The 24,470-nt window shown below is 57.4% G+C and carries 20 protein-coding genes and 1 pseudogene; 12 read left to right on the forward strand and 9 right to left on the reverse strand.

Going from position 1 to position 24,470, the window contains the following annotated elements; all coding sequences use genetic code 11:
- The first annotated feature begins 23 nt into the window (after nt 1-23).
- The 3 genes from cysM (at nt 24) to AC2AXP_RS14145 (ending at nt 3,158) form a co-directional block, all read left to right on the forward strand.
- A complete protein-coding gene (gene cysM / locus AC2AXP_RS14135; protein ID WP_004960132.1) occupies nt 24-905 on the forward strand; it encodes a cysteine synthase CysM in 882 nt (293 codons plus the stop codon).
- Between the two features lie 247 nt (nt 906-1,152).
- Nucleotides 1,153-1,833 (forward strand): response regulator transcription factor, encoded by a 681-nt coding sequence (locus tag AC2AXP_RS14140; protein ID WP_004960136.1) that lies wholly within the window; start codon nt 1,153-1,155, stop codon nt 1,831-1,833.
- 5 nt (nt 1,834-1,838) lie between these two features.
- The gene (locus AC2AXP_RS14145; protein ID WP_198773516.1) at nt 1,839-3,158 is read left to right on the forward strand and encodes an ATP-binding protein; all 1,320 of its coding nucleotides are present in this window, start codon (nt 1,839-1,841) and stop codon (nt 3,156-3,158) included.
- Between the two features lie 285 nt (nt 3,159-3,443).
- Here AC2AXP_RS14145 and crr read toward each other — a convergent pair whose 3' ends face one another.
- From crr to cysZ, 5 genes are all read right to left on the reverse strand, one after another.
- Nucleotides 3,444-3,953, reverse strand: a complete 510-nt coding sequence (gene crr, locus AC2AXP_RS14150; RefSeq protein ID WP_004936467.1) for a PTS glucose transporter subunit IIA — start codon at nt 3,951-3,953, stop codon at nt 3,444-3,446.
- Between the two features lie 49 nt (nt 3,954-4,002).
- On the reverse strand, nt 4,003-5,730 hold the full coding sequence (ptsI, locus tag AC2AXP_RS14155) for a phosphoenolpyruvate-protein phosphotransferase PtsI (protein ID WP_004960143.1): 1,728 nt from the start codon (nt 5,728-5,730) through the stop codon (nt 4,003-4,005).
- Nucleotides 5,731-5,776: 46 nt separating this feature from the next.
- Complete coding sequence (gene ptsH / locus AC2AXP_RS14160; protein WP_004960145.1) at nt 5,777-6,034, reverse strand: phosphocarrier protein Hpr; 258 nt, start codon at nt 6,032-6,034, stop codon at nt 5,777-5,779.
- 399 nt (nt 6,035-6,433) lie between these two features.
- Nucleotides 6,434-7,402: a cysteine synthase A gene (cysK, locus tag AC2AXP_RS14165; RefSeq protein WP_088499750.1), complete on the reverse strand. Its 969-nt coding sequence runs from the start codon at nt 7,400-7,402 to the stop codon at nt 6,434-6,436.
- Nucleotides 7,403-7,576: 174 nt separating this feature from the next.
- Nucleotides 7,577-8,338: a sulfate transporter CysZ gene (cysZ, locus tag AC2AXP_RS14170; RefSeq protein ID WP_004960154.1), complete on the reverse strand. Its 762-nt coding sequence runs from the start codon at nt 8,336-8,338 to the stop codon at nt 7,577-7,579.
- A 221-nt stretch (nt 8,339-8,559) separates the two neighbouring features.
- On the opposite strand from cysZ, the gene zipA reads away from it, so the two are divergent.
- From zipA to AC2AXP_RS14185, 3 genes are all read left to right on the forward strand, one after another.
- Nucleotides 8,560-9,546, forward strand: coding sequence for a cell division protein ZipA (gene zipA, locus AC2AXP_RS14175; protein ID WP_039991859.1), 987 nt, complete (start codon nt 8,560-8,562; stop codon nt 9,544-9,546).
- A gap of 76 nt (nt 9,547-9,622) precedes the next feature.
- Nucleotides 9,623-11,644 (forward strand): NAD-dependent DNA ligase LigA, encoded by a 2,022-nt coding sequence (gene ligA / locus AC2AXP_RS14180; RefSeq protein WP_484381768.1) that lies wholly within the window; start codon nt 9,623-9,625, stop codon nt 11,642-11,644.
- Nucleotides 11,644-11,859: a DUF3820 family protein gene (locus AC2AXP_RS14185; protein ID WP_039992624.1), complete on the forward strand. Its 216-nt coding sequence runs from the start codon at nt 11,644-11,646 to the stop codon at nt 11,857-11,859. Before ligA ends, AC2AXP_RS14185 begins: the two co-directional genes overlap by 1 nt.
- Before the next feature lie 32 nt (nt 11,860-11,891).
- On the opposite strand, the gene AC2AXP_RS14190 is transcribed toward AC2AXP_RS14185, so the two are convergent.
- Entirely contained in the window at nt 11,892-12,869 is a 978-nt protein-coding gene (locus AC2AXP_RS14190) for a bile acid:sodium symporter family protein (RefSeq protein ID WP_039992626.1), read from the reverse strand.
- 96 nt (nt 12,870-12,965) lie between these two features.
- On the opposite strand from AC2AXP_RS14190, the pseudogene AC2AXP_RS14195 reads away from it, so the two are divergent.
- A pseudogene (locus AC2AXP_RS14195) lies at nt 12,966-13,882 on the forward strand (LysR family transcriptional regulator).
- Nucleotides 13,883-13,928: 46 nt separating this feature from the next.
- Here AC2AXP_RS14195 and AC2AXP_RS14200 read toward each other — a convergent pair.
- On the reverse strand, nt 13,929-14,474 hold the full coding sequence (locus tag AC2AXP_RS14200) for a nucleotidyltransferase family protein (protein WP_004960166.1): 546 nt from the start codon (nt 14,472-14,474) through the stop codon (nt 13,929-13,931).
- A 46-nt stretch (nt 14,475-14,520) separates the two neighbouring features.
- Complete coding sequence (locus AC2AXP_RS14205; protein ID WP_198773502.1) at nt 14,521-15,408, reverse strand: LysR family transcriptional regulator; 888 nt, start codon at nt 15,406-15,408, stop codon at nt 14,521-14,523.
- A gap of 392 nt (nt 15,409-15,800) precedes the next feature.
- Between AC2AXP_RS14205 and budA the strand changes: the two genes are divergently transcribed.
- From budA to AC2AXP_RS14220, 3 genes are all read left to right on the forward strand, one after another.
- Nucleotides 15,801-16,580 (forward strand): acetolactate decarboxylase, encoded by a 780-nt coding sequence (budA, locus tag AC2AXP_RS14210; protein WP_039991861.1) that lies wholly within the window; start codon nt 15,801-15,803, stop codon nt 16,578-16,580.
- A gap of 67 nt (nt 16,581-16,647) precedes the next feature.
- Nucleotides 16,648-18,333, forward strand: a complete 1,686-nt coding sequence (gene alsS, locus AC2AXP_RS14215) for an acetolactate synthase AlsS (RefSeq protein WP_484381769.1) — start codon at nt 16,648-16,650, stop codon at nt 18,331-18,333.
- A 137-nt stretch (nt 18,334-18,470) separates the two neighbouring features.
- A complete protein-coding gene (locus tag AC2AXP_RS14220; RefSeq protein WP_484381770.1) occupies nt 18,471-20,066 on the forward strand; it encodes an ABC transporter substrate-binding protein in 1,596 nt (531 codons plus the stop codon).
- Nucleotides 20,067-20,215: 149 nt separating this feature from the next.
- On the opposite strand, the gene AC2AXP_RS14225 is transcribed toward AC2AXP_RS14220, so the two are convergent.
- On the reverse strand, nt 20,216-22,507 hold the full coding sequence (locus tag AC2AXP_RS14225) for a TonB-dependent siderophore receptor (protein ID WP_004960186.1): 2,292 nt from the start codon (nt 22,505-22,507) through the stop codon (nt 20,216-20,218).
- A 318-nt stretch (nt 22,508-22,825) separates the two neighbouring features.
- Here AC2AXP_RS14225 and fes point away from each other — a divergent pair, with 318 nt between their 5' ends.
- Nucleotides 22,826-24,211, forward strand: coding sequence for an enterochelin esterase (gene fes, locus AC2AXP_RS14230; protein ID WP_484381771.1), 1,386 nt, complete (start codon nt 22,826-22,828; stop codon nt 24,209-24,211).
- Nucleotides 24,186-24,392 (forward strand): MbtH family protein, encoded by a 207-nt coding sequence (locus tag AC2AXP_RS14235; protein ID WP_004960192.1) that lies wholly within the window; start codon nt 24,186-24,188, stop codon nt 24,390-24,392. The genes fes and AC2AXP_RS14235 overlap by 26 nt, the downstream gene beginning before the upstream one ends.
- Nucleotides 24,393-24,470 lie beyond the last annotated feature (78 nt).

A 24,470-nucleotide genomic window follows, 5' to 3' on the forward strand; every position in this document is an offset into this window, starting at 1 on the left:
ACACCAACACACAGGCAACGATTGTGACAACGCTGGAACATTACATCGGCAATACCCCACTGGTAAAACTGCAACGTCTGGCCGCCGGGCTTGACAGCGAAATCTGGCTGAAGCTGGAAGGTAACAATCCGGCTGGCTCGGTCAAGGATCGCGCTGCGCTGGCGATGATCGAACAGGCAGAGCTGCGCGGCGAGATAGCACCGGGTGATACGCTGATTGAGGCGACCAGCGGCAACACCGGCATTGCGCTGGCGATGATCGCTGCCATGAAAGGCTATACGCTGAAGCTGCTGATGCCGGAAAACATGAGTCAGGAACGTCAGGCCGCGATGCGCGCCTACGGTGCCGAGCTGATCCTGGTCAGCCGTGAGCAGGGCATGGAGGGCGCGCGCGATCTGGCGCTGGCGATGCAGCAGCAGGGGCAGGGCAAGGTGCTGGACCAGTTCAATAATCTGGACAATCCGTATGCGCATTTTACCACCACCGGGCCGGAAATCTGGCGGCAGACCGAACAGCGCGTTACGCATTTTGTCTCCAGTATGGGCACCACTGGCACCATCACCGGCGTCGGTGGCTACCTGAAGAGTCAGGATCCGCAGATACAAATCATCGGCCTGCAACCGGCGGAAGGCAGCAGTATTCCGGGTATTCGTCGCTGGTCGCCAGCCTATCTGCCGGGGATCTACCGACCGGAACTGATCGATCAGGTATTGGACATCAGCCAGAGCGAGGCCGAAGACACCATGCGCCAGTTGGCGCAGCGTGAAGGTATTTTCTGCGGCGTCAGTTCCGGTGGTGCGGTTTCCGGCGCATTGCGCGTTGCCGCCGCCAACCCGGGTAGCGTGATCGTGGCAATCATCTGCGATCGCGGCGATCGTTACCTGTCGACTGGCGTTTTCAACTAAGCCGTCTCACGGCGCATTATTTGCCCTTTCCCTCCTGGCGCTGCCCTGCGCCGGGAAATCCGACTATTATCTCCATTATCCCGTCGCGATTAACCATCAGTCGTTGTGCTAACGCCTGTGCGCGCTGAATCAGTGCCTATGTCTCATTCGCCTGATGCCGACGGCGCAACTGTAAGGATTGAGTAAAACCGGCTGCGAAATGGACAAATAGGCGGGAAAATGGGGCAAATACCTGAAGGGGCGATAAATGAAGATTTTACTGGTCGATGATGACCTTGAACTTGGCACCATGCTGAGTGAATACCTGACGGCGGAAGGGTTCAACGCCTCGCTGGTGCTGACCGGCAAAGCCGGGGTCGAGGGCGCGCTGTCCGGCGAGTATACCGCGATGATCCTGGATATTATGCTGCCGGACATGAGCGGTATTGACGTGTTGCGCGATGTGCGTAAAAAAAGCCGCCTGCCGATCATCATGCTGACCGCCAAGGGCGACAACATTGACCGAGTGATTGGCCTGGAAATGGGCGCCGATGATTATGTGCCAAAACCGTGTTATCCGCGTGAGCTGGTGGCACGCCTGCGCGCGGTGCTGCGCCGTTTTGAAGAACAGCCGGCCGCGGTCGATGACGATGCGCCACTGGTGCTCGGTGAACTGGCGCTCAACCCGTCGACCCGCAGCAGCGAATGGCGTGGCCAGGGGTTCGATCTTACCGCCTCTGAATTCAATCTGCTTGAGCTGCTGTTGCGCGCGCCGGAACGGGTGGTGTCAAAGGACGAACTGTCGGAAAAAGGGCTGGGTCGGCCACGTGAGGCCTACGATCGTAGCGTAGACGTGCATATCAGCAATATCCGCCAAAAACTGGCCGCGCTGACGGGTAATACGCTCAGTATCGAAACGGTGCGCAGCATCGGCTATCGGATCCGCTGATGGTGATGCGCGGAAGGCTATTCTGGAAGATTCTGCTCGGCTATTGGCTGATTTTCATCTTTATGATGCAGGCGCTGTGGGTGTCATTTGCCCTCTACGGCAACCGCGAACCACCGGAAAATACCCTGGCCCGGCGGTTGGTTAACATGCAAATCACCTCGGCAGCCAGCCTGCTGCGCAATGGCGGTATTCAGGCATTGGACGCGATGAGCGAGAACTGGCCGGACGAAGACCGACGCTTTATGACGGTCACGCCTGCAGCCGCGCCGCCGAGTGGCCAATTGCACGGCGCTCTGCAGCCGGGTCGCATGCCGACTAAAATTGTCGAATGGGTGCAGGGCGCCGATGGACAGGGGTATGTACTGACCTATGACGTCGAGGGGTTGCGTGCACAGTATCGCATGGATAAGCGCTGGCATATTTTCCACATTCCGGCGCCGATGCTGTGGATTGGTGGATTGGGCGGATTGCTGTTCAGCGCGCTGCTGGCGTGGAACCTGACGCGGCCGATGCGTCAGCTGCGCGCAGGCTTCGATCGCGTGGCGCAGGGCGATCTGTCCATTCGCCTGTTCCCGACCATGCGGCGCCGGCATGATGAGCTGTCGGACGTGGCGCGTGACTTTGATACGATGGCCGAACGGCTCGACCTGCTGGTCAGCGCACGCGAGCAGCTGCTGCACGACGTTTCCCATGAGCTGCGCTCACCGTTGGCACGTTTGCAACTGGCGATAGGCCTGGCGCGGCAGAATCCGAATAACGTTGAAAATTCGCTGCAACGCATCGAGCATGAGGCAGGGCGGTTGGATAAGATGATTGGCGAGCTGCTGGCGCTATCGCGGGCGGAAAACAACGCTTTGCCGGACGAAGAGTACTTCGATCTTTATGGGCTGGTGGAGGCGGTAGTGAATGATGCGCGCTATGAAGCGCAGGTGCCTGGCGTCGAAATCGCCTTGCAGGCCAACAGCGAAGTGGAATACACGGTCAAGGGCAATGCCGAACTGATGCGTCGCGCGGTGGACAATATCGTGCGCAACGCGCTGCGATTTTCCAGCGCCGGTCAGCGCGTGACGGTCAGCTTGACGCCTGCCGATCAGCTGTTCCAGATTGTGGTCAGCGATCGGGGGCCGGGGGTAGAAGCGTCTAAACTGTCGAGCATTTTCGATCCGTTCGTGCGGGTGAAATCCCCGTTGTCCGGCAAGGGCTACGGGCTAGGGCTGGCGATCACGCGTAAAGTGGTGCTGGCGCACGGCGGCCAGGTGGAAGCGCGTAACGGCGAGCAGGGGGGGTTGGTGATTACCCTGCGTATCCCGCGTTGGCAATCATAGACTATCTTAGTTGCCATGTTGCACGAGGGCAGTGCTCTCCCTCGTCAGGTACTGCGTGTACGCTCCGAGGACTGCGCGCTGTCCATGTGCAAACTGCCTGCGCCGATAACGCCTATTACTCGCGGTGTAAGCAAAGGATTTTAAACCGCAGCTAGGCAGCAAGCGGGTGAAACTCGAGAGCTTACTCCGCAAGTGACGGGAGCGAGCACTGGCGGCATGAAAGACGATAGGATAAAGAAACGGCGCCGAGTGGCGCCGTTGTTGCTTGTTAGCGTGACGTGCGCATTACTTCTTGATGCGAATGATCGGTGTTTCACCGACGGTAACGCTGCCGGACAGTTTGATCAGCTCTTTGATCTCGTCCATGTTGGAGATAACGACCGGCGTCAGGGTAGACTTGGCCTTTTCTTCCAGCAGTGGCAGGTTGAATTCGATGACCACATCGCCTTTCTTGACGCGCTGGCCTTCTTCGGCGATGCGCTTGAAGCCTTCGCCTTTCAGTTCAACCGTATCGATACCGAAGTGGACGAACAGCTCGATGCCGCTGTCGGATTCGATCGAGAAAGCATGGTTGGTTTCGAAAATTTTACCGATAGTGCCGTCCACCGGGGCAACCATTTTGTTGCCGGCTGGCTTGATGGCAATACCGTCGCCAACGATTTTTTCAGCGAACACTACGTCCGGCACATCTTCGATATTGACGATTTCGCCAGAAAGCGGGGCGACGATTTCGATGGTGCCCGTGTCTTTCTTGTCATCAGAAACCAGAGATTTCAGTTTATCGAACAAACCCATGATCTTCTCCTAAGCATTAAATTGGGCGGCGTTCCAGTGTCGTGGAAGTTTAGCAGAGCGTTTTCTCTTCGATGAACTTATTAACGCAGTTCATCAGATCTTGTGCCGTTGGCTGAGCCAAGGCCTGCGCTGCCAACGCCTTCACATCTTCGAAATTGGTGTTGCGAATAATTTTCTTGATGCGTGGGATTGAAATCGCACTCATGCTGAACTCATCCAGCCCCATGCCCAATAACAACAGTGTAGCACGTTCATCGCCAGCCAGTTCACCGCACATGCCGGTCCACTTGCCTTCTGCGTGAGATGCATCAATAACCTGTTTAATCAGGCCAAGTACTGATGGGGACATCGGGTTATAGAGATGAGAAATCAGCTCGTTGCCGCGATCTACCGCCAGAGTATACTGGGTTAGATCGTTTGTCCCAATACTAAAGAAGTCGACTTCTTTTGCCAGGTGGTGAGCAATGACCGCCGCAGCCGGTGTTTCCACCATCACGCCTACTTCGATTGTTTCGTCAAACGCCTTGCCTTCTTCACGCAGCTGGGCCTTCAGGGTTTCCAGTTCGCCTTTCAGATCGCGCACTTCTTCTACCGAAATGATCATCGGGAACATGATGCGCAGTTTGCCGAAGGCGGAGGCACGCAGGATGGCGCGCAGCTGGGCGTGGAGAATTTCACGGCGATCCATCGCGATACGGATGGCGCGCCAGCCGAGGAACGGGTTTTCTTCCTTCGGCAGATTCATGTACGGCAGATCCTTGTCGCCGCCAATGTCCATGGTACGCACGATAACCGCCTGCGAGCCCATGGCTTCGGCCACGGCCTTGTAAGCCTGGAACTGCTCATCTTCGGTTGGCAGCGATTCGCGGTCCATGAACAGGAATTCGGTACGGTACAGGCCAACGCCTTCTGCGCCGTTGCGTTCGGCGCCTGCGACGTCGCGCACGGTGCCGATGTTGGCGCAGACCTCAACCTGATGCCCGTCGAGGGTAATCGCCGGCAGGTCTTTCAGTTTGGCCAGATCGTTTTTCTCGGTGATGTACTGGTTCTGAGCGGCCTTCAGCTGATCGATAACGTCAGCGGTCGGGTTAACGTAAATCTTGTTGTTAACCGCGTCCAGAATCAGGTAGTCGTCGTTTTTTACCTGCTTGGTCACGTCGGTAGTGCCAACGATGGCCGGCAGTTCAAGCGAACGCGCCATGATCGAGGTGTGGGACGTCCGGCCGCCGAGGTCGGTGATAAAGCCCAGCACCTTGTCCAGGTTAAGCTGCGCAGTCTCGGACGGCGTCAGATCGGAGGCAACCAGGATCACTTCGTCCTGGATCGAGCTCAGATCGACGATGGCCAGACCCAGAATGTTTTGCAGCAGGCGCTTGCCGATGTCGCGTACGTCGGCCGCGCGTTCTTTCAGGTATTCGTCGTCCAGCTCTTCCAGCGCTTTTGCCTGACCTTCGATCACGGTGTAGGCTGCGGCGTCTGCGGATGCCAGATCGTCTTTGATGAGGGCTATGATTTCCTGCTCAAGCTCTTCGTCTTCCAGCAGCATGATGTGGCCTTCGAAGATCGCTTCTTTCTCTTCACCGAAGGTTTCGCCTGCTTTGGTTTTGATCGCTTCCAGTTGCTCGGACGCTTTGGCGCGACCTTCCAGAAAACGCGAGACTTCCTGCTCTACAAGGTCTGCAGAGATTTTCTTCCGGTTGATGACAATCTCATCTTCTTTCAGTAGGAGAGCCTTACCAAAAGCGATACCCGGTGATACTAAAATGCCTGAAATCATAACCCTACCTTACTCTTGACTGGTGTTAACTAAAAAGACGGGCCGATTACTCAAGCTCTGCCATCAGTTTAACCAAGTGCTCAACGGCTTTCTGCTCGTCTTCACCTTCAGCAGAAATGGTTACTACGGTCCCTTGGGTCAGCCCCAGAGTTTGCAGCTTAAACAGGCTTTTGGCGCTGGCGCTTTTGCCGTTAGAGGTCACGGTGATTTCAGACGCGAAGCCTTTGGCTTCTTTAACGAACTGCGCGGCAGGGCGAGTGTGCAGACCATTCGGAGCGGTAATAGTAACTTCTTGCTGGAACATTGATGTTTCCCCAACTTATTGGATTGTTGTGGAGCTAAAGTTTAGCCTACCGGCGGCACTTTAGCTTGTCTGGTTAGCGCCTGACTATGGTACAGGGGCGAGCATTGATGCAACAGAAAACGACGTTTTAGCCATTTCAGATCAAAAAACCGTAGCCAAATGGCGTCGTTTCAATCAGCTCTCCATTATGCCGTGTTTTATGTCCGAGCGACAAATCAGTAAATCGATTCAGCTCAAACAAGGGGTGGAGGGCGATTAATTTTGCGCATCGAAATAATTGTCCGGTTAAATACTAAAGCCCGCAGCTAAAATCAATCTTTCACTGCTATAAACTTTGATCCAGACCACAAAAAAGCACCCCGCAAGGTGCTTTTTTAGCTTTTTGTGCACTGCCTGGCGCTACTGTTGCAATTCCTGTTCTGTAAACAGATCTGCAAACAGGGCAGTACTCAAATAGCGTTCACCGGAAGAAGGCAGGATAACCACTATCGTTTTGTCGGTAAAGTCGGGTTCCTGCGACAGCTTGACCGCCGCTTCGACCGCTGCGCCGGAGGAGATGCCGGCCAGAATGCCTTCTTCTTCCATCAGGCGGCGCGCCATGCTGATGGCCTCGTCGTTGGTGATTTGCACCACGCGGTCGACCAGATCCAGATCCAGGTTGCCGGGAATAAAGCCCGCGCCGATGCCTTGAATCTTGTGCGGACCCGGCTTCAGTTCTTCACCGGCCAATGCCTGGGTGATAACCGGCGAATCGGTAGGTTCAACCGCCACGCTGACGATGGCCTTGCCCTTGATTTTCTTGATGTAACGGCTGACGCCGGTCAGCGTACCGCCGGTACCTACGCCGGAGACAAACACGTCAACGTCGCCATCGGTGTCTTCCCAGATTTCCGGGCCGGTGGTTTTTTCGTGAATTTCCGGGTTGGACGGGTTGCTGAACTGCTGCAGGATAATATAGCGATTCGGATCGGTGGCGACGATTTCTTCCGCCTTGGCAATGGCGCCCTTCATGCCTTTGGCACCTTCGGTCAGCACCAGATTGGCGCCCAGCGCTTTCAGCAGTTTGCGCCGCTCGATGCTCATGGTTTCCGGCATGGTCAGCGTCAGCTTGTAACCGCGAGCTGCCGCCACGTAGGCCAACGCGATGCCGGTGTTGCCGCTGGTCGGTTCAACCAGTTCCTTGCCAGCGGTGAGGATACCGCGTTTTTCTGCGTCCCAAATCATATTGGCACCGATACGGCATTTGACGCTGAAGCTTGGGTTGCGTGATTCAACCTTGGCGAGAATACGTCCGTTGCCGATTCGATTCAGACGAACCAGCGGCGTATGGCCGATTGTTAATGAGTTGTCTTCATATATCTTGCTCATAGCCCGTCCTTTAACTCTATGAAAATGTAGGGAACATCGAAAGCATACGCTAACGGCCCCGGCAGGGAAGTAAGGAATTGGTATATCTATATGTTATTAGGAAATAAGTTTTAAGCACAACAACAAGGGCGCGAAATGCGCGCCCCGTCGAACAAAACAGCGAATATGACGCGATCAATGCTGTACAAACTGACCGCGATAGCGATCGACCCACATGGCGGTCGCGCCGCACACTGCCACCGGCAGAATCACCAGATTGAGGATCGGTATCATGGTAAACAGACTGACCAGCGCGCCGAATTGCAGATTATGGGTTTTGTGCTGACGCAGCGCGCGACGCATATCGGCAAAGCTGACCTTATGGTTGTCGAAAGGGTAGTCGCAATACTGAATCGCCAACATCCAGGCGCTGAACAGGAACCATAGCACCGGCGCGATGGTCTGGCCGACGCCCGGCACAAAATACAGCATAAACAGCACTATCGCTCGCGGCAGGTAATAGGCCAGTTTGCGCCATTCACGTGCCATGATGCGCGGTAGGTCTTTCACCACGCCGAAAATACCGGTGTCCGGCAGCGGTTTGCCGGTCAGGCTGCCTTCCAGCTGTTCGGCCAGCAGGCCGCAAAACGGCGCCGCGATCAGATTGGTGATGGTGCTGAACAGGTAGCCGGCCACCAGCACCACGGAAATAACGGTGATTGGCCACAGAATATAGCTGAGCCACTGCAGCCAGTCCGGTACGTATCCCATCATCAGCGGGATCCAGTCGCCGAGCTTGCTGAACAGCCACCAAAAGGCCGAACCCATCAGTAACACGTTTACCAGCAACGGCAATACCACGTAACGCTTGATCCCCGGGCGCGAAATCAGTCGCCACCCTTCGGCAAAATAGTGCACGCCGCTGGCGGGTCGAGAAGTTTGCTGCGAATAGGACATATCTTAAGTTATCTCTTTGTCAGAACAGGCATCGTTATCATATCGGGATGATTTTCTGCTGGCTAGCGTGCTGTTGGCTGAAAAAACGACAAAAAAAGGCAGTATAATCATCTTTATTGTCATAAAGTTCAGCACGGACTTGCACTTGTCTGCCTGGGCAAATAGAGTTAAAGAGTGAATGTTTGCCGCGGTGGCAATGTATTGGAACAACAGAGATAGCAATGATGCAGGATTTGCGTCTGATATTAATCGTTGTTGGCGCGATCGCCATAATAGCGTTGTTATTACATGGTCTTTGGACCAGTCGTAAAGAACGCTCTTCGCTTTTCCGCGATCGCCCAGCCAAACGTTCTAAAAAAGAACGTGAAACAACCCCGATCGACGATCTCGATGAAGGCGTGGGAGAAGTGCGTGTGCGCTCCGCTCACCCGCAGGACGAGCCGTCGTTTGGTCATCTTGATGCCGCTCGCGAAGAACCCGTGGTTGCGCCAACGCCTGCTCCGGCAGTCGAACCCGCGCCACGAGCCGTTCAACCGGCTGCTCATCAGCCGCCGCCGCTGTCTCAGCGTCCGGACTATGATGACATCCTGTTGGACAACTACGCGCAGGATCAGGAAGAGGAGCAGCCACAGCAACAGCCTGCGCCACGTCGTGAACCGCGCGTTGACGATCTGCCGCCGGTAGAGCCGACCTTCCAGCATGCAGAACCGGCCCCACAGCCGCAGACCACGCCGGAACCACAGCCTGAAGAACCTGTTCAGCCCGTTGCTGCCGAACCGGCCAGGTTGAAGGAAACCGTATTGGTACTGCACGTTGCGGCGCATCAGGGTGGCGTGATTGGCGGCGAAGTTCTGCTGCAAAGCGTGCTGCAAGCGGGCTTCCAGTTTGGTGAAATGGGCATCTTCCATCGCCATATCAGCCCTGCAGGCAGCGGCCCGGTGTTGTTCAGCCTGGCGAACATGGTCAAACCGGGGTCGTTCGATCCTGATACCATGTCCGATTTCTCCACCCCTGGCGTGTCGATGTTCATGATGGTGCCGTCCTACGGCGACGCCAATCAGAACTTCAAACTGATGCTGCAATCGGCCCAGCGTATCGCCGATGACGTGGGTGGTGTGGTGCTGGACGACGAGCGTCGTATGATGACTCCGCAAAAGCTGGAAACCTATAAAGCGCGCATCCGTGAAGTGTTGGAAAACAACGCCTGACGGTTATCGGTAGCGCTGACCGAATAGTCTCTCAAGACCCCCGCTTGCCGGGGGTTTTTCTCTTTGATGGTGAGCCATGGAACCAAACAACAAAAAAATCAATCAACTGCGTACCTCACTGCGCCATCATGAATACCTCTATCATGTGCTCGACGCACCCGAAATTCCGGATGCCGAATACGATCGTCTGATGCGCGAGCTGCGCACGCTCGAAGAGGCGCACCCGGAGCTGATCACCGCCGATTCCCCTACGCAGCGGGTAGGGGCGGCGCCGTTGACGGCCTTCGACCAGGTACGGCATGAAGTGCCGATGCTGTCACTGGACAACGTGTTCGACGAAGACAGCTACCTGGCGTTTTACAAACGGGTGCAGGACCGGCTGAAAAGCAGCGAGCCGCTGACGTTTTGTTGTGAACTGAAGCTGGATGGTTTGGCGGTCAGCCTGTTGTACGAAGACGGTGAACTGGTACGCGCGGCAACGCGCGGCGACGGTACCACCGGTGAAAACATCACCGCCAACGTGCGCACCATCCGCGCCATTCCGCTGCGCCTGATCGGCGACAATATCCCGCGTCGCGTCGAAGTGCGTGGTGAAGTGTTTATGCCGCAGGCCGGGTTTGAAAAAATGAACGACGAAGCGCGCCGCAAGGACGGCAAGGTATTCGCCAACCCGCGCAACGCCGCCGCCGGCTCGCTGCGTCAGCTCGATCCGCGCATTACGGCGAAACGCCCGCTGACCTTCTTCTGTTACGGCGTCGGTCTGCTGGAGGGCGGCGAACTGCCGCGCAGCCATTACCAACGTCTGATGCAGTTCAAAGCCTGGGGATTGCCGGTCAGCGATCGCGTCCGGTTATGCACCGGCAGTGACCAGGTGCTGGCTTTCTACCGGCAGGTGGAACAGGAGCGCAGCCAGCTTGGGTTTGATATTGACGGCGTAGTGGTGAAAATCGACGACATCGACCTGCAGGAGCGTTTGGGCTTTGTGGCGCGTGCGCCGCGTTGGGCCACCGCCTTCAAGTTCCCGGCACAAGAGCAAATCACCGTAGTGCGGGAGGTAGAGTTTCAGGTCGGCCGTACCGGGGCAATTACCCCGGTAGCACGACTGGAGCCGGTGCTGGTGGCTGGCGTAACCGTCAGCAACGCGACCTTGCATAACGCCGACGAGATCGAACGTCTTGGCCTGCGGATCGGCGATACGGTGATCGTGCGCCGTGCCGGTGATGTGATCCCGCAGGTGGTCGGGGTGGTGGAGGATCGCCGCCCGCCAGATGCGCGTGAAGTGGTGTTCCCGCAGCACTGCCCGGTGTGCGGTTCCGACGTGGAACGGGTTGAAGGCGAAGCGGTAGCACGCTGCACCGGCGGCCTGATCTGCGGTGCCCAGCGCAAAGAGGCGTTAAAGCATTTTGTTTCACGCCGGGCGATGGATGTCGACGGCATGGGCGACAAGATCATCGAACAGCTGGTAGAAAAAGAGTATGTCAAAAATCCGGCGGGTCTGTTCCGCCTGACCGCCGGCATGTTGACCGGGCTGGATCGCATGGGTCCGAAGTCGGCGCAGAATCTGGCCAGTGCGTTGGAAAAGGCTAAGCAGACGACCTTTGCCCGTTTCTTGTACGCGTTGGGCATCCGCGAGGTGGGTGAATCCACCGCCGCCAACCTGGCGGCGCATTTCGGCTCGCTGGACAAGCTGCGTGCAGCGGACGTCGAGGCGCTGAAACAGGTGCCGGACGTGGGGGAAGTGGTCGCCAAACACGTAGTGAACTTCTTCGCCGAAGCGCTAAACCAGCAGGTGATTGACGAACTGGTCAGCGATGATATCGGCATTCACTGGCCAGCGCCGGTGGTGGTGGCAGTCGAAGAGATCGACAGCCCGTTTGCCGGCAAGACCGTGGTGTTGACCGGCTCGCTGAGCCAGCTGTCGCGCGATGAAGCCAAAGATCGCCTGACGGCGCTGGGGGCAAAGGTCAGCGGCAGCGTGTCGAAGAAGACCGATCTGGTGATTGCCGGCGAAGCCGCCGGTTCCAAGCTGGTGAAGGCACAAGAACTGGGGATTGCGGTGATCGACGAGGCGGAAATGATCCGCCTGTTGGGGCAATGATGGAAAAGGAAAACCTGATCGAAATTGCCAACACCGTGATGCCGTTTGGCAAATACCAGGGCCGGGTGCTGATCGACTTGCCGGAAGAATATCTGCTGTGGTTCGCTCGTAAGGGGGAATTCCCCAACGGCAAATTGGGGATGCTGATGGAAATGACGCTGGCGATTAAAATCGAAGGGTTGGACTCGTTGGTCAAGCCGTTAAAGCGCAGTTGAACGCGGTGGGGTGGCCTCCACCGCTGGTCGCGTCAGGCGGTTTGCGCCTGCTGTAGCCGTTGCTGCTTTTTCTGATACCGGCGCGCCAGTACCGCGCAGGTCATCAACTGCACCTGATGGAACACCATCAGCGGCAGCACCATAATGCCCACCGTGGCCGCCGGGAACAGGATGTTGGCCATTGGAATGCCATTGGCCAGGCTCTTTTTCGAACCGCAGAATACGATCGTCACTTCATCCGCCTTGCTGAACCCCAGCCAGCGCGCCATGGCGATATTCATCACCAGCACCATGGTCAGCAGGATGATACTGACGGCGACGATAAATGCCAGCGAACCGATCCCCACCTGCTGCCATATGCCGTGCGTCACCGCCTCGCTGAAGGCGGCATATACCACCAGCAGGATCGAGGTTTGGTCAGTCTTGCCGATCAGCTTACGGTTGCGTTCAATCCACTTGCCAATCAGCGGCCGCGACAGATGGCCGACAACGAACGGCACCAGCAGCTGCAGCACAATGGTACCGACCTGTTGCAGGCTGCCGGTTTCACCATGTACGTTCATCAACAGGCCAACCAACAGCGGCGAAACGAAAATCCCCAACAGGCTGGAAGCCGATGCGCTGCACACCGCTGCCGCGACGTTGCCGCCGGCCAGTGAGGTGAAGGCGATGGCCGACTGCACGGTGGCCGGCAAGATGCACAGATAGATAAAGCCATCGTACAGTTGCGGGCTGACGTCGACCGGCGACCACCATTTGAACAGCACGCCGAGCAGCGGGAAGATAATGAAGGTGCTGAACATCACCCACAGATGCAAACGCCAGTTGCTGCTGCCGGCGAGGATCGCCTCGCGTGACAGCTTGGCCCCATGCATGAAAAACAACAGCGCAATGGCGGCAACCGTCAGGCTGTTCAACCAACCGACAAACTCGCCGCGAGCCGGCAGAAACGATGCCAGCAGCACGGTGGCGATCAGCGTTAGGGTAAAACGATCGGGTAAAAATCTCATCTCGGTGTTCTCGCGATAAATATCATGGGGGATATTCTCGCGCGGCGACATATAATAATAAAATTGATTTATTTAATTCATTTATGAATATTGCGCATGAATTATTCACTCAAGCAGCTCAAGGTATTTGTCGCCATTGCTCACCATCGCAGTTTTAGCCGTGCCGGGGAGGCGATCGGCCTGACGCAGTCGGCCGTCAGCCACAGCGTAAAAGAGCTCGAGGCGGAAATCGGTGTGCGCCTGCTCGATCGTACTACGCGGGAAGTGTTGTTGACCGACGCCGGGCAGCGCTTGGCGAACCGGGTTGAACGCCTGCTGGATGATTTGCAGGCGTCGCTGCTGGATGCGCGCAGTTTTGGTGTGCAGCGCAGCGGTACGGTGCGCGTGGCCTCGAGCCAAACCATTTCGGCGCACCTGATGCCACAATGCATCGCCGCCGGTGAACGGCAGTATCCGGAGATCCGCATTCTGTTGCGCGATCAGGCGCAGCAATCGGTATTGCACAGCGTGCGCAACGCCGAAGTGGATTTTGGCATCGTGGTTGATCCGCTACAGGCGGTGGATCTGCAGTGTGAGCCGATTCTGCACGAGCCATTTTTATTGCTGTGCCGTGACGATCATCCCTTTGCCGACTTGACGTCGGTGCCGTGGACGGCGTTAAACGGCTGCCGGCTGGTGTTGCAGGATTATGCTTCCGGCAGTCGACCGCTGATCGACAGTGCGCTCGCCAGCAAGGGATTGGCGTTGAGGTGGTGCAGGAAATTGGCCACCCGGCCACGCTGTTCCCGATGGTGGCGGCGGGGATTGGCATCAGTATTTTTCCCGCCCTGGCGTTACCGCTGCCGGAAGGCGGCCGGCTGCGGGTCAAGCGGATGGAGCCGGAGATCAATCGTGCGCTGATGCTGGTACGGCGCAAAAATCGTTCGCTGTCGCCGGCGGCCGATGCCATCTGGCAGGTAGTACATCAACAGGCGGCGTTGTTGCAACAGCTGCGCGGGGAGCCGGCCGGATAAAACATTGGCGACATGAGGGCGCAAGAACGGCCAACCCAGAGCAGGCTTAGTCAATCACCCGTAGCCGAGGCCACAGCTGCAGCCAGCGTTTGGCCGCCAGCCGCTGTTGAAACGCCGCGGCATCGCCGCTTTTGGCATTGAAGGTCACGCTGTCGCTGAACAATGCCTGCAGGCCAAAGGGGGCGATCAACGTGATGCTGTCATCGGCGTTTAGCCGTGCGCCAACCGCCGTTTCTATTTCGATCCAGAAGCTGATGGCGTCTTCGCTGTCGCGATACGGCGCCCGGCCGCAGCGCTGATGCATCCGCGCCTGATTTTTTACCGACCATGGTTGCGGCAGCCATTGCTGCAAGCGGGCCTCCAGCATTCTGTCGCGTTCCGCCTGCGGGCGCGCGGCGTCGAAATGAATCACGTCGATATCATTCAGCGGCGTGGCGGCGGCATGACTGTGTCGCCAGTCCCATACCAGATTGCGCACAAAACCGGCGCCCAGACACCAGTCGTTGAGGCCGAGACGGCGTACGGTGCGCAGTGCGGCCATACGTTGCACATCCTGTTGTAACCAATCGATAATCTGTTGTTGCTGGCTCATAGCGCCTCCTTTGCTGGCGCTACTCTACCACGTGATCGGCCTCAGGCTACTGTCCGATATTTTTGGGCAATAAAGAAATCAGCGCCGCCAGCTTGGCAGAGATTTTTGCCACCGGTCGCATCAGATAAATGGCCTGTTCCTCGCCACGCGGATCGCCCATCAGTGCCAGCAGGCGGTTGGCCTGCACGTCGTCGCCAACCACCCAGTTGGGCAGAAAGGCAATGCCCATCCCGCTGAGCGTCGCCTGACGCTGGGCGCTAAAATCATCGCAGCGCAGCACGATGTTGCACTGGTTCAGTAATGGCGCATCGAGAATCTGTGCCCAGCAGGCCGGTTGTTGCTTGTGGAAACGGCCAATCAGCCGATGTTGCGTCAACGCCGCCAGGCTGTCCGGCCGGCCGAAACGCGCGACGTAGTCCGCACTGGCGCACATCATCCAGCGCTGAGTGCCGATGCGGCTGGCGTACAGCGTGCTGTCCTTCTGTTCACCGATGCGTACGGCGGCGTCCAGCAGTTCGCGTTTCGGATCGGTCTGCCGTTCGGTGAGATCCAGTTCTACCGACAGTTTCGGATGGCGCTGGGTCAGCGTCGGCAGCAGTGGTAGCAGGGTGGTTTTGCCGAAGGTCGGTAAACAGCTGAGGCGTAGCACTCCCTGTGGCGCTGTGTTCAGTGACGTCAGTTCGGCCCGCACGGCAATAATGTCCGCCTGCAAGGCAATTGCGCGGTTTTTCAGCATGTCACCGGCGTCGGTCAATATCAGACCACGGGTGGAGCGGATAAACAGCACCACGCCGAGCTGCTGCTCCAGCGTATCGATATGCCGTACCAGCGACGAGGGCACCATACCCAGTTTGCGGGCGGCGGCAGAAAAGCTGCCTTGCTGAGCGATCTCAAGGAAAATCGGCAAGTGTTCGACGTATTGGGCATCATTCATCTTTGCATTATATGCAAAAGCGTTTCTTATGAATACCAGGTTCTCTGTTTAGCGCACTGGCGATACTCTTTGGCTTGCAAGCGGTCGTTTTGGCGATTGTCCTGCCGGGTGCACCGTGATGAAAATAGATAAATACCCTGTGCATCCAGTCATTTTTGACCCTGTGTCTTGCACACGGTCGTGATTGCTCCAACACCAGACATTGCGTTCGAATTGACGGTGGCGTGATAATAATGATTAGCCTTGCTAACTCATTGTTTCTTTTGCCACTGTCCCGGTCCTGATGACCGGTTTTTTGTTGCTATTAGCTGAATCGTTACAACACGAAACATCAACGGCAACATTTTTGCATGCGCGAAGGCAGTCAATTCGCGTTGGTGGAGGAGTATTGCATGAACCAGAACCAAGAGTGTGCCTGTGCGCAGCATCTGGCGCAGGGCTTTGCCAGACAGTCGGCGAGCGTCGGCGAGGGGGAAATTTACCAGATTTCACTGATGAGCGCGCTGATTGGCGGGGTGTACGAGGGAGACGTCACCATTGCCGAACTGTTGCGCCACGGTGATTTCGGCCTCGGTACCTTCAACCATCTGGACGGTGAACTGATCGCTTTCGATCGAGAAATTCACCAACTGCGCGCCGACGGCAGCGCTCGCCCAGCCAGCCCGGATCAAAAAACGCCGTTTGCGGTGGTGACCTTTTTCACTCCGAGCGTGACCCAACACTTCGACCGACCGATCAGCAAAGCCCAGCTACACCAGTGCATTGACGAACAGGTGGCATCGCCAAACCTGTTCTGTGCACTGCGCGTCGACGGCGAATTCAACCACCTGGAAACCCGCACCGTACCGCGTCAGCAGCGGCCTTACAAACCGATGCTCGAAGCCATTGAAGCGCAGCCGACCTTCGCCTTTCGGCGGCGTCGCGGCACGCTGGTCGGTTTTCGTTCGCCGGACTATATGCAGGGCATTGGCGTAGCCGGTTACCACGAGCACTTCGTCACCGACGATCGCAGCGGTGGCGGACATGTGCTGGACTACCAGCTCGACCACGGTCGCCTGCAATTTGGCGTTATCACGCGTCTCAATCTCCAATTGCCGCACGATGCGGATTTTCTGCGCACCAACCTCTGTCCCGAGGATCTGGATCGCGCCATTCGTTCTGCCGAAGGCTAAACAGGCCCGCCGCCGTGCTGGCGGTCGATTTTACGGTAGTCGATTTTTTTATTGATGAGGTGGAACCATGAGTAAGCTAAATACGGACGAGAACTGGCAATGCGGCGCCGATCTGGTGGTGAAAAATCTTGAGGCACAGGGGGTGAAACACGTTTTTGGCATCCCGGGTGCCAAAATTGACCGAGTGTTTGACTCGCTGGAAGACGCGCCGTCGATTCAGATCGTGGTGGTGCGGCATGAGGCCAACGCTGCGTTTATGGCGGCGGCGGTGGGGCGCCTGACCGGTAAGGCCGGAGTGGCGCTGGTCACTTCCGGGCCGGGCAGTTCCAACCTGATCACCGGGCTGGCGACCGCCACCTCCGAAGGCGATGCGGTGGTGGCATTCGGTGGCGCGGTCAAACGCGCCGATAACCTGAAGCAGACTCACCAGAGCATGGACACCGTCAGCATGTTCCGGCCGGTGACCAAATACTGCGCCGAAGTGCATGCCGGTTCGGCGATTTCAGAAGTGATTGCCAACGCGTTTCGTACCGCCGAATTTGGCCGTCCGGGGGCGGCGTTTGTCAGCCTGCCGATGGATATCGTCAATGAACCGGTCAGCGCGCCGGTATTGGCAGGCTGTCGGGTTCCCCACCTGGGGGCGGCAGCGAGTGACGACATTCAGGAGGCGGTAACGCTGATTCAGCAGGCCAAATGCCCGGTGCTGCTGCTTGGCCTGCAGGCCAGCCGGCCGGAAAACAGCGACGCGGTGCGCCAACTGCTGTCTCGCACCCGTATGCCGGTGGTCGGTACCTATCAGGCCGCCGGGGTGATCGACGTTAACCACTTTGCGCGTTTTGCCGGTCGTGTCGGGCTGTTCAACAACCAGCCGGCGGACCAGCTGTTGCAGCAGGCGGATTTGGTGATAAGTGTCGGCTATGGCCCGATTGAGTACGATCCCTGCATGTGGAACAGCCAGCGTCGGTTAAAACTGGTGCACATCGACGTGCAACCGGCGGATATCGATAGCTGTTATCGCCCCGACATCGAACTGATCGGCAACATCAGCGCCACCATTAATGCGATGACCGAAAGGTTTGCCGGCGCACTGTTGATTCCGCCGGCGGTAGAAACCATTCTGACCGATCTGGGGCGTCAGCGCACCGAGCTGGCGGAGCGCGCGGCGCGTCGGGACGGTATGCCGATCCATCCGCTGCGCATCGTCAAGGAGTTGCAGGATATCGTCAGCGACGACGTCACGCTGTGCGTCGATATGGGCAGTTTTCATATCTGGATCGCGCGTTATCTTTACAGCTTCCGCGCGCGACAGCTGCTGATTTCCAACGGTCAGCAAACGATGGGCGTCGCGTTACCATGGGCGATTGGCACCGCGCTGGTGCGGCCGGGCGATAAAGTGCTGTCGATTTCCGGTGACGGGGGGTTTATGCAGTCGAGCATGGAGCTGGAAACCGCGGTACGGCTTAATGCCAATATCGTGCACGTTATCTGGGTCGACAATGCCTATAACATGGTTGAAATGCAGGAGTTGAACAAGTATCGGCGCAAATCCGGCGTGGAATTTGGCCCGATCGATTTCAAAGCCTATGCGGAATCCTGTGGTGCGGTAGGCTTTGCGGTGCAGAAGGTTGAGGAACTGCGGCCGATGTTGCGTAAGGCAATGGAAATTCAGGGGCCGGTGGTGGTGGCGATCCCGGTGGATTATGCTGATAACTACCGGCTGATGGAACAAATGAACTTCAGTCAGCTGATATAACCCGCACGATGCCCTCTCCAGCGCGGTGAGGGCATTATCCCGTCTTTTTGCGCAGTTTTGCTTGCTCAATATTTATTCTTTACTTCGCTAACTCCCTGTTTTATTGGTATCCATTGGGATACCACTGGGGAAATGAGATGACGAGCATAAAAGTAAGATTTACCTTGGCTCTGTTGGCGCTGGCGACCGCCGGCAGCATACAGGCCAAAACGCTGGTGTTTTGTTCTGAAGGATCGCCGGAAGGTTTCAATCCGCAGTTGTTTACTTCTGGCACCACGGTAGACGCCAGTTCGGCGGCGATTTACAACCGGCTGGTGGACTTTAAAACCGGCACCGTGGAATTGCAGCCCAGCCTGGCAGAACGTTGGGAGGTCAGTGCTGACGGCAAAAACTACACCTTCCATCTGCGTCAGGGGGTCAAGTTCCACAGCAATAAGTACTTTACGCCGACCCGCGATTTCAACGCCGATGACGTGATCTTTTCGTTCATGCGGCAAAAAGATCCCCAACATCCTTATCACAAGGTATCCAACGGCGCTTACACCAACTTTGAATCGATGGAGTTTGGCAGTCTGATCAACGCGATCGTCAAGGTTGACGAGCATACGGTACGCTTTGAGCTTTCGCGCGCCGAAGCGCCGTTTATTGCCGATTTGGGCATGTATTTTGCCACCATTCTCTCCGCCGAATATGCCGATGCGATGCTAAAGGCCGGCACCCCGCAGCGGGTGGATAACGATCCCATCGGCACCGGGCCGTTCCAGTTGCAGCAATACCAGCATGACGCCAAAATCCTCTATAAAGCGTTTGACGGCTACTGGGAAGGCAGGCCGCAGATCGACCGGTTGGTGTTTTCGATCACCCCGGATGCGGCGGTGCGCTATGCCAAATTGCAGAAGAACGAATGCCAGGTGATGCCGTTCCCAAACCCGGCCGATCTGGCGCGCATGCGGGCGGATAACAACATTACGCTGATGGAAAAGTCAGGGTTGAACATCGGTTTTCTGGCATTTAACACCCAGAAAAAACCGCTGGATAACGTCAAGGTTCGCCAGGCGCTGGCGTTGGCGGTGAACAAACCGGCGATCCTCGAGGCGGTATTCCACGGTGCCGGCCAGCCGGCAAAAAACCTGCTGCCGCCGACCCAGTGGGGCAGCAATACCGCGCTTGAGGATTATCCTTACTCGCCGCAAAAGGCCAGACAACTCCTGCAGGAAGCCGGTTTGGGGCAGGGGTTCTCCATTGATTTATGGGCGATGCCGGTGCAGCGCCCCTACAATCCGAATGCCAAGCGCATGGCGGAGATGATCCAGTCAGACTGGGCGAAAATCGGCGTGCGTGCCACGATTGTGACCTTCGAATGGGGGGAGTATCTGCAGCGTATCAAGAATGGTGAACACCAGACCGCGTTGATGGGCTGGACCACCGCCAACGGTGACCCGGACAACTTCTTCGGCCCGCTGTTTACCTGCGTTTCCGCCAACGGCGGTTCAAACTCGGCCAAATGGTGTTACCCGCCGTTTGATCGGCTGATCTTGCAGGCGCGTAAAGAAACCGACCATGCCAAACGGCTAGCGATGTACCAGCAGGCGCAGGTAATGATGCATCAGCAGATGCCAGCGCTGATGATTGCGCATTCGACCATTTTTGAACCCGTGCGCAACGAGGTGAAAGGGTATGAAATCGATCCGTTCGGCAAGCATATTTTCAAGCAGGTATCGCTGGGGCAGTGAAGCCACCGCGGGTTGACGACGAGCTTGCCAATCGTTGCGCCGCAAGGGGGCACGCCGGTTGTCGGTTATCCTGATGGGGTGCATTAGCCCGTAAAAAAGCCGGTCGGAGGCCCGACCGGCTTTTACTTTTCACCCTTTTCAATCAACCGTCAGAAATGGGTATTGACGCTTAAATAGTAGGTGCGACCCGGTTCGTTATAGGTCGCGGCGCCGGCGCCGGCAATATTGATCGCGCCGGTGGTCGGGTTGCCGACGTTTTGCGCGTTGCCAGCACGGAACTGACGTTTGTCGAACAGGTTTTCGATGCCGGCGGTGACGTCAACGTTTTTGCTCAGCGTATAGGTGGCGCTGGCGCCAACGATGGCATACGGGCTGACCTCTCGGGTTTCCGTGCCGGTGGTCGGTTCCCCTTTATAGTTGTACTTCTTCGGCTTCTGGCGACCGTACCAGGTCAGGGTCGACTGCATCGACAGATCTTCCGTGGCCTGCCAGCTCAGGGTCGAGTTGATGGTGAACTTCGGGATCACCGACAGGTAATCACCGGTGGTTTTGTTCTCGTTCTCGATCATGTAAGTGGCGTTGTTGGTCCAGGCTATGGTATCGCTGACCGGGATGTTCAGCGTACCTTCCAACCCTTGAACTACCGCTTTGGGCACGTTTTCCCAGCGATAGATATCGGTTTTACCGTTGCTGGTCTGGCCGACCGGCGTGTAACCGGCTTCAATCTTGTTGCGGTAGTCGTTACGGAAGTAGGTCACGCCGGCCAGCCAGCCGCCGTTATGGAACTCCAGCCCGATCTCTTTGTTAACGCTGTTTTCCGCTTTCAGGTCATCGTTGCCGACCAGGTAGCAGCCGATGCCCGTGGAACTGTTGGCACAACCCTGACCCTTGCTGTACAACACGTAATTTTCATTGGTCTGGAACAGGTTAGGTGCTTTGTAAGCGCGCGCAATGCCCATTTTCAGCGTGAAGTACTCGCCCAATTCCTGCGACAGGTTGAGTGACGGGCTCCAGTTATCGCCGGAAACCGAGTGACGATCGTAGCGCATGCCTGGCGTCAGCATGGTGGTGTCGGTCAGTTCGATATTGTCTTCGGCAAACAGCGAGAAAATACGCGCAGAAGAGTAGGGGCTACGATCCGCACTGCTGATGCCGTCAATGTCGCCGCCTTGCAGCGCCTGGCTGACTACCGAGCTGCTCTTCATCTTCTGCTGGTTCCACTCGGCACCGAAGGTGGCGGTTTGTGGTACCCACATATCGAAAGGCAGGCTGATTTCACTGTGCAACAGCACATCATCCAGATCGCTGTTGCTATAACCGGCATCACTTTCATTGAAGATCCCCTCGGTACCGCCGGCCAGACCTTCGTTCAAGCGCGAATTACGGGTGTTCTCGTATTGTACGTAGTTGTTGGTGCTGACCCCGTTGTCCCAGGCCCCCTGATATTTCACGGAGTAGGTTTCACGGTACATGCGGTTGGTCTCTTCGCCGTACATGCTTTTTACCAAATTATTGCTATTGGTGTTCTGGGTATCGCCGGCGTACAGGTTGCCCTGACGACCATAGCCGTACTCAAACTCCAGCGATTGCAGGTAGGCGAAATCCCAGTGCAGCAGGGCGTCGATATTTTTGTCGATCACCCCTTCGCGGCCAGCTGGCAGGCTGTCGGAATAAATACCGACGCGCTCGGACTGGTGACCCTGGTTGATATCCCAGGCGTCGGCCTGCGTTTTGCTGTAGCCGCCGAACAGGCGAAAGCTCAGGGTGTCGCTCAGCGGGCCGGAGAGGCTAAAGTCGGTACGTTTGGTGGAACCTTCCTGCTTGTGTTGCGGCACGTTGAAATAGGCATTCAACGCACCGTGCAACTCCTGAGTCTGTTTCTTGGTGATGATGTTGACCACGCCACCCGCCGCGCCATTACCGTAACGCGCCGCCGCCGGGCCGCGCAGCACTTCGATGCGCTCGATCATTTCCGGCGGCACCCAGGCGGTGTCGCCACGGGTGTCACGCTCGCCGCGCCACCCCTGGCGTACCGAGTTGCGGCTTGAGGCCGGCTTGCCGTCGATCAGGATCAGGGTGTTTTCCGGTCCCATGCCGCGGATATCGATCTGGCGGTTGTTGCCGCGCTGCCCGCTGGTGGAGTTGCCGGTCAGGTTAACGCCCGGCATGGTGCGGATCAGTTCGTTGATGTCGCGCGCCGGGGGACGTTTTTTGATTTCGGCGGCGGTGATGGTGGAAACACCGGGGGCCTGCAGGTTCTGCTTGGCGGCGGTGACCAGAATGGTGTCTTCGGCGGGTTTTGCCTGATTATTGTTGCCGACGCTGGTGGCTTCCGCTTCGGCGCTGGGGCTGGTTTGCTGTGCGGCATGTGCAATTGCGGACGTGCCTAATCCCAACCCGATGACTGTGGCTAGGGAATAACGAGATAACTTGCGAGTCATTTTTAATTTCCTACCGTGTTGTCGCCCCCGTGCGCCAGCGCTGAAGCCGGCAGGGGGAGCCGGTTGTCGTTTTTATATCGTCATTAATGGTGTGGATCTGACTACGCCGGAGACGCGACCAGCAGCCGATCCGATGCGAATTCAGGTACCCGTCCCTGTTGAAGAATACCTGCCTTCTTTACGAGCCTTTACACACTATTGCAAATGAAAATAATTATCAATAGTATTCGTTCTACCGTTCGTTTGCATTCGGGAGAGCGTCAGCCGCTATCCGCTGCTGCCTCACCCGTTATGCCAACTACCAAGTGAGTGGGTGTCTTGAAAACTGAACAGCAGTCAGCAAGCAGTACGTTATTAGCAAGCAAACAAGCAGGGAGCCATGGCTGGTGGCTGGAGATTGCCCGACGCGGTACGCCGCTGGTTGAGCCGAGCGACAATGGCCGATGGAAGGTAACGTTTTTGTGGCGCGATCCCCAGGGATGCGAGATGACTTCAGCCCACCAGCGCGTCTGGATCAACATCAATTGCCTGACCGATCACCATCAGCCGAATCCGCCGCAGAGTCTGCAACGCCTGAGCGGCAGCGACGTATGGTACTGGCAAACCGAATTGAGCGCCGACTGGCGCGGCAGCTACTGTTTTATTCCCTGTCTGGATCATCGCCCGCTGCGGGCAGAGGGCGGCGATGCGTACGCCATGATGCACGCGATGCGCCACTGGTGGCATCAGGTATTTGCCAGTGCCACGCACGATCTGTTGAATCCCTACCGTTCCTGGTGCAGTGCCGGCGGCAATGTGGTTTCCGGGCTGCATATGCCGTCAGCGCCGCCGCAGTCGGCCTGGCACGATTTCGACAATTATGAGGTAGCCAGCGCCCGCTGCGTGCCGGCGCCGCCGGCGCGTCTGCAGCGTCATACCTGGCATAGCCAGCGTCTCGGCAATAGCCGTAACATCTGGGTCTACACCACCGGCGACAGCAACCCGGCGCAGCGGCCGCTGGCGATATTGCTCGACGGTCAGTTTTGGGCGCAGCAGATGCCGGTCTGGGATCCGCTGATGAAACTGACGCAGCAGGGCCAGTTGCCGGCCGCGGTATATGTGCTGATCGACATTATCGATTTGCCGCACCGCAGTCGCGAGCTTGGCTGCAATTCGCAGTTCTGGCTGGCGTTGCAGGAAGAGCTGATGCCGCAGTTGGCCGAATGGGCGCCGCACCGCGCGGATGCCGCCAGTACCGTGGTTGCCGGTCAGAGTTTTGGCGGTCTTGCTTCCCTGTATGCCGGGTTGAACTGGCCACAGCGTTTTGGTGCGGTGATCAGCCAGTCCGGTTCTTTCTGGTGGCCGCGACGCGATATGTTGCAACTGCCTACGCCGCCGGAAGACGCCTGCTGGCTGACTCGCCAGGTTGAAAGCGGCCTCGGCAATCATGGCGCGCTGAAGGTGTTTATGGAGGCTGGCGTGCATGAATCGCTGGTGCATCAGGTCAGCGGCCAGATGGCGACGCTGCTGAGCCAGGCTGGGCATCGGGTGCAGTATCGGGCGGTGGCCGGCGGCCACGACGCGCTGTGCTGGCGCGGCGGCCTGCTCGACGGTTTGCAGGCCCACTGGCGCGAGCCGTTTGTCACCGGCCATCAGGCCACACCAATTGCCACTTCTGGGATGATGCAAGGAGCCCGTGATGGAAACCCTCAACCCGTTCGATGATCCACAACAATGCTGCCTGATCGTGCGCAACGCCGAACAGCAATACAGCCTATGGCCGGATTTCTGCGCACTGCCGCCCGGCTGGAACAGCGTATTCGGCCCGGCACCGCGCGCGCAGTGCGTCAGCTGGCTGGAAGATAATTGGCAGGACATGCGGCCCGCATCACAGCGTCAGGCGTGACGGGCTGATGCCCGTCGTATCACGGGCTGCCTGCCGGCGTTGCCCCGTTCAGCGACAGTTTGCATCTGGATAAGGATG

The sequence above is a fragment of the Serratia sp. Sp408 genome (assembly GCF_057180665.1).